Here is a 6,000-nt window from a genome sequence, read left to right on the forward strand (position 1 = left end):
ATATTTACATTTCCCCTCATTCAGTAATGTTCATTGTCTGAGAAAAAATCCCACTATAAACTTACGATTACCCCCTGTGTAACTAATTAATTGTAATTAGTTAATTTTCCCCACTAAATATGTTATGCTATATTTTAATTAATAAAAGAATAATTCCATCCAAATCTTGTGAAAATTTTAATAACAATCATTAAATGACAAGGAATTATATAAAAAAACAGTATATTTTAAGAAGGGAGCCCATTATGACTACCTTAATAGAGGAAAATCAGAAGTTCCATAGCGCTATTCCAAGTTGGAGTGGATATAATTATCAAGGTAAAGTTGCCATATACTCTGCGTTGTCTTTTATAAATTCAAAACAGGGTGTAGATTTATCGAGATATTCCCTGGAATTAGAGTGGTATGAAGACTTTGCAATTAAAGTAGATGATACATATATATCAATTCACCAAGTTAAGTCCTACAAATATACAACGCTTAGCAAATATAAAGATTCTATATGGAATTTATTAGGAAAAGCATTTGAAGAGAATATTCAGCAGGTATTTTTACATACATCAGAGAGTATATTATCCACAGATAAAATTGAAGAAGAATTAATAACCCTTGATCCTCCAACCAAAAAGAAGAATGAAAGGGATTACACGCCATTCTATTATTATAAGTTGATTACAGATAATAGTGCTTACAATGAGATATTTAAAAAAATTTATAAATATAAATATCGTACGGATAATAGTGAAGTAGACTTTTGTGGGATTACTGAAATTGATAATAAAATAAAGTGGCAAATAAAGGAGTATTATAATCTACAGGGTAAGAGTGAGTCAGAAGAACAAATCAATAGAGCATTTTTAAATATTCTTAACCACCTAAACGAGCATATTACTTCTAGACATAGAGAAGAGCAAGCCTTGGGAACAAAAACTCCCCCAGTAGTGATAAATATGAAAGAATTTTATGAAATATTAGAGGAAGACTGGGAAAGGGCTTCAGAAGAATATTACACTCAACAATTAAGACATTCCTTTTATAAAACCAGCGAGTCATTTTTACACACTCTTTTTAAAAGCAAAAGAGTAAATGAAATAGATTTAAAAAGGGCTGAAGAATTCATTGCGCAAATTAATCTATTGGATACTAGTAAATTTCTTGAGTTCTGTAAGAAAGTAACTCCTTATATCACTGTACGGAAAATGGATATACAGAAGTTCCGGGAACTCATACCAGTAAATGGATTGAAAACGTCGCTTATTTCGACATTAATTATGGTCAAACAAAGGTTAGATAACAAACATCTTTTACAAAGAAGAATTAATAATAAAACTGAAAATTACCTACCTACTACAATAGACCATGATCCTACTCTAGCTTTGGTCTCAGAAGAGATAATCGTAGGAGAATTAGCAAGTGATATTTTAGAAAATGATGATTTAGACGAGTTTCTATATGAGGTGGAGGCTATGATATCGCATAAGGTAAAAACCGATTCATTGGAAAGAGCTGCTTCTAGAATAGATCTAGTTCCAGAGGTTGAGAAAGATAATGAACAAGATAGAAATGACAAATTTACAAAAATAAAGAAAATTAGAATAGTAGATCTAAACCAAGCTAAGGAGGAATTAAACAAGTGAAGGAAATTATGAACATCATCTTTACCGAAAGCAACTTTAAAGTTATAGACTTGCCGAATAATCAAGATACTGATTCATTTTTTGCTATAAGCTTAGATAATCAAAAGATAAATTATTATTTAGTGCTATTCCTTGATGATATATCGAGTATCCTAAAGAATCAAATTGATTTTAATAAATTCTATGAAAATATAATGGAACTAGAAGAAGAGTATGATCCCCAAATGGACAAAAATTTATCAATGATAATCTGTGCTAAACGCAATACACTTGAACCTAAAGAAGATATAAATCAGGCAATATATCGTATAGAAGAAGATCCATATTTCTTTAAAAAATATGTTTTGACATATACGCAAGAAGAGGTAAAGATGATTCATCATGAAGCTGAAGTTTCTGCATTGGGACTATCTTTAGATTTCATTTATGATATTTTATATAGTCACGATAAATTTCTATCATTTAAATCTAATCCTTATCTAGAATCAACATATAATTTAGTGTCCAAGTTATTTATAAAACTTCCTTTCTTAAATCTTAAAAATGCCAATCGGCAAATAGACGATTTATCTGATAACATCGACAGCTCGTTAAGTCTTGAACAAACAAAACTGAGAAATAAATCATTAGACTCACTAAATAATTTGATGCAAGACTCAGACAATCTTAGAGGTAAAATAATCGATTTCCTGGAGGTGAGCAAAGATGGAGACCTATAAAATATCAAAAATATACATTGAAAACTTCAAACTAATTGATAAAGCATTCATCGATTTTATTGATGAAGACTTGGTAGTTTTAGATGGGCCAAATGGGTTCGGAAAGACAACAATATTTGATGCTGTTGAATTAGTTCTAACAGGGAATGTCTCAAGAATAGAAAATTACAACAAGCAATCCGGTTATAAGACTTTATTATTTAGTAAAGATAATACAAAAGAAACCATAATTAAAATTGAATTCGTTTCCGAAAGTAATACCTACACTTTTATCAAAAGGTATACCCCTCAACCTCAATTAGGCAAAAGAGAACGAAGACCTGATAACTGGAGACTGTTTAACACTTATATGTTAAATGATTTTAATACAGATATAAACGAATCTAAAAAAATTGAACAAGCCGAAATTTATGATCTCTTAGGAATTAATGAGGACTTAGGAAGACTATATGAATTATTCTATTACATTCAGCAAGAAGATAACACCCGTTTTTTAAAGCAACCTGGTAAAAAGAGAATGGAAGCAATTAATCATTTATTTGATACTCATATCCAACAAGAGCAGCTAGAGAAGATCTCAAGTGTTCGTAAAATCTTGATGTCCGAAAAAAAGAAAGTATCAATTGAGATAGATCAATTAAAGAATAGAATTGAATTACATAGAGGATTGACAAGTGAAAAAGCTAGGGATGAAGTCAAATATGCACCATTATTACCGGTAAATACTAATACAGAATGGGATAAAAAGGCGATAGAAATTGCATCAAAAGAACAAAGAGATAAATATATCGCTGATTTAATTGAGCTTGAAGATTTCATTGAGAACTTTGATGAGTTTAAAAAAAGTGTTTTTAATAAAGGGATCAATCAAATAGCATCAAATAAAAGCCTACTGAAAACCATCATAATTGCCGATAATTTTATTGATGATTATGAGCAAATTGAAAAACAATATAACAGAGAGCAAATGCTCTTGAAAACAAAGGAAAAATTGATAAGGGAAAATTTAATGGAAAATCTTAAGGAAGTTAATTTTAATAATCTCAACAAAGAACTAGACCTTGATTTAAATATACAAGACATAGAACAAACCATAAAAAGCATTATAGACCAGCAGAATAGCGCAAGCGATCTGTCAAAACTTGTTAAAGATTTAAATGATACCAGACAAAAGTTACTAACTCACTTTAAACATGTACTCGACAAAACTAATGATAAACACGGAGAATGCCCACTTTGCGGATATGACTGGGTAAACTTTGATGCCTTATTTAGTGAGGTTGAAGAAAAAAGAAAATCTTTTTCAACTTATTATGATAATGCAACAGATTTATTAGAAAGGAAAATTGAAGAGTTATATAATAAACATATTAATGCCATATTGTTGTATATAAATAACGAATTAGAAGAATCAGCATTAGTGAACATAGATTTCTTTGAACAGCTTAAGAACGCGATGAAAAACAAAGATAAAATCAGAGGATTTCAAGGCTGGTGTAAAGAAAACAATGTCGATTATCAATCATTTGTAAATAACATGTACAATAAGGCAATTAAAGATATAGATGATAAAGTTGAGGAATTATATGAACATCTTAGTAAGCAAAAGAAAAATGTGAAAGCTGGTTATTCAGAATCAGACCCTAAGTTTAAACAATTTGACAATCTATATCAAAATATATTTCAGAAATCCGAGGAACTAGTGAAAGCTATAGACAAAGAGAAAATTGAACGGAAAAAGAAATATATTGACTATCTATTTTATCGTTATAATTCCAAATTGGTGGAATTAGAAAATAAAAATTTAGTTGGTCTAGAAGAGTTAGATCTAAAATTAGACACTAATATTGAAGAGTTAAAGGATATAATGGATTTATATGATAGTGAAATTAAAAAGCATTGGAATCAGATTATGACAGATATAGAGATTCCCTTCTATATTTATAGTGGTAAAGTTATCCAGGAATATCAAATGGGATTGGGAATATTTATTGAAGAGAGTCCCGATGGCGAGGCAAAAAGTATTAAGTTTGTTTCTGATAACAATTATGATCATGATGCTATAAATTATTTAAGCTCAGGTCAGTTATCTGCATTGGTGATTTCTTTTACGCTCGCATTAAATAAAGTTTACGGAAACCAGTCTTTAGATATTATATTAATTGATGACCCTGTTCAAACTATGGATGAAATTAATATTGCTTCTTTCACAGAGTTGCTAAGAAATGAATTTTCACATAAACAAATTATCATATCTACACATGAAGAGGATGTATCTAGATATTTACGTTATAAATTTAAAAAATATAATTTAAATGCAATGAAATTAAATGTTAAAGATCACTTATTAATGTCTATAAATTAGTAGCGTTTTTTAAAACTGATTATCATTGATTAATGCCAATACTTTACAATATTATACCAAGGTAATGTATCAACGCTTACAGATTTTTCACCACTAAATGTAAGCTCTAAATTTTAATTCCAGCATGAAGGATGTGAGAAATAATGGATAAAAATATTGCTCTATGTTTAGACACTAATATTTTGATGAATTTATTTGAACCTGGTCTACATGACACTAAAACATTTAACAAATTTCTTACAGCGGTAATAACAGGGAAATGTCATTTATTATTGGTTGATCAGGTTTAAGTAGAATGGGAAAAACATGTTCATAAAAGTGAAAAAGATTTTATCGGCAAAAGTATAACTGAAATTAATAAATATAAGGACTTAATAAGGTATATGGATAAAAATGAAGAAAAGCTTGAATTACAAAATGCATTGGATAAAATTAAAAGAATGCAAGCTAGAAAATATAGGTACAATTACGGGAAAAGAGCAAAGAGGATAGATAAGATACTAAATGATTCTGTATACACAAAAATATTAAAAAGAACACAGAAAGTAGAAGAAGTTATTGTTCAGAAGTCTATAAACAAAGAAGCACCTTTCTTTTACAACGAGTTTTCACAAAGTAATAATACGGTGAAAAACGAATCGGCAGATGCATCTATCTTTTTTACTTTGTATGATAATCTAAAAAATAGCACTTTAGAATATAATAAGGTATATTTTGTAACAGACAACAAAAAGGATTTTAGCGATCCTGCAAATCCAGCAGTGATTCATGATAATTTAAAAGATTATTTTAAAGAAGTAAATGTGACATTCAACATTGAAGAAACTGAACAGCCTAACTTCCGATATCATTTATCCTAACCAGGTACTTAAAACATCTGGGTCATCATCAACCCCAGCGAAGTCAAATAAACCAAGTTCAAACAATAAAAGTAGTTCCGCAAGTACATATACTGTAAAAGCGGGAGACACATTAAGTGGAATTGCATCTCGCCACGGTATTTCTTTACAGAACCTAATGAAGTGGAACAATCTGAATACGACGCTAATTTATCCAGGCAATGTATTCCATGTAACCAATCCTGGTAATTCTAGCAGCTCAACACCACCGAAAAATTCAAATGCTGGAAAAAGCAAGCCGAATAAACCGGCGACCGGGAATGCCACTGTTTATGTCATTAAATCAGGAGATACACTGTCACGTATCGCGAAACAGTATGGCGTCACCGTTTCGAACTTGAAGTCATGGAACAACTTATCTTCTGACATGATTTATATCG

Annotated in this window: 5 protein-coding genes; all 5 read left to right on the forward strand. The window is 29.9% G+C overall.

Features of this window, described 5'->3' with window-relative positions; genetic code table 11:
• The first annotated feature begins 245 nt into the window (after positions 1-245).
• Positions 246-1,637 carry an ABC-three component system protein gene (locus ACPYKA_RS05840; protein ID WP_479541447.1) on the forward strand — a complete coding sequence of 464 codons (1,392 nt, stop codon included), beginning with the start codon at positions 246-248 and terminating at the stop codon, positions 1,635-1,637.
• Positions 1,634-2,356, forward strand: coding sequence for an ABC-three component system middle component 1 (locus ACPYKA_RS05845; protein WP_479541448.1), 723 nt, complete (start codon positions 1,634-1,636; stop codon positions 2,354-2,356). Before ACPYKA_RS05840 ends, ACPYKA_RS05845 begins: the two co-directional genes overlap by 4 nt.
• Positions 2,343-4,721, forward strand: a complete 2,379-nt coding sequence (locus tag ACPYKA_RS05850; RefSeq protein WP_479541449.1) for an AAA family ATPase — start codon at positions 2,343-2,345, stop codon at positions 4,719-4,721. The genes ACPYKA_RS05845 and ACPYKA_RS05850 overlap by 14 nt, the downstream gene beginning before the upstream one ends.
• Before the next feature lie 383 nt (positions 4,722-5,104).
• Positions 5,105-5,581 (forward strand): PIN domain-containing protein, encoded by a 477-nt coding sequence (locus ACPYKA_RS05855; protein ID WP_479541450.1) that lies wholly within the window; start codon positions 5,105-5,107, stop codon positions 5,579-5,581.
• A gap of 157 nt (positions 5,582-5,738) precedes the next feature.
• The coding region (locus tag ACPYKA_RS05860; protein WP_479541451.1) for a LysM peptidoglycan-binding domain-containing protein at positions 5,739-6,000 on the forward strand (262 nt) is incomplete at its 3' end.

The organism is Pseudogracilibacillus amylolyticus (SeqCode) (genome assembly GCF_051918545.1).
Taxonomy (GTDB): Bacteria; Bacillota; Bacilli; order Bacillales; family Amphibacillaceae; genus Pseudogracilibacillus.

What these genes read in the sequence shown, in the direction of transcription:
- ACPYKA_RS05840 (WP_479541447.1), top strand. Translation starts at nt 246, where the DNA reads ATGACTACCTTAATAGAGGAAAATCAGAAGTTCCATAGCGCTATTCCA.
- ACPYKA_RS05855 (WP_479541450.1), top strand. Translation starts at nt 5,105, where the DNA reads ATGGATAAAAATGAAGAAAAGCTTGAATTACAAAATGCATTGGATAAA.
- ACPYKA_RS05850 (WP_479541449.1), top strand. Translation starts at nt 2,343, where the DNA reads ATGGAGACCTATAAAATATCAAAAATATACATTGAAAACTTCAAACTA.